The sequence below is a fragment of the Vibrio sp. 1401 genome (assembly GCF_033340295.1).
Map to the genome: position 1 here is coordinate 1 of NZ_JAWOWF010000645.1, position 572 is coordinate 572.

At 51.6% G+C, this 572-nt stretch carries 1 pseudogene; it reads left to right on the plus strand.

The features are described from left to right. Positions 1 to 47: 47 nt before the first annotated feature. Positions 48 to 572 (plus strand): annotated as a pseudogene (locus R7Z77_RS27335) (phosphoadenosine phosphosulfate reductase); the annotation flags it as partial.

Genomic DNA, 572 nt, shown 5'->3' on the forward strand with positions numbered 1-572 from the left:
CTGAAAGGCATGGCTATATGTCGGGGCTGAACCGCATCCAGCGCTACTTGGCAAAACGCCGGTACGCATGGGAAGACCGCCATCCCGTAGGTCGAACGATTTACGAGGGCGGATACATCAAAATACAGCCGGACGTTTACAGTCCTGTTTTCCTAGAACGATTGCTTCATGTCTGTTGCAGCATGGACTACATGGAGCAAAAGAGAGCTGATGAGCTGGCATACAAGCTGGCTACTGGTCAAGCAGAGGATAACGACTGGAACCGTCGAATGGCAGAGCCACAATTCCGGATCATATCGGAAGAGGCTTTAGTCCATATCGACTTCATGTGGGCCTTCCATCATTTCAATGATAAGCCTTTCCATGCCCTGGAGATTTACCACAGGGTTTTGTCGATGGGTGATCTTGACTTGCTTGAAGACGAGCCTCAGTATGAAGCCGTTCCTCAGTCACCAATTCCGAAGCCATTGTGGTTGAAGGTTGGTCGCTGGGGCGATGGTTCGCTTTCTGATGGCTTGGCCGATCCGTTAGCGGAAATGGCTTACTTTGACGGCGGGGATGACCCGTTGGCA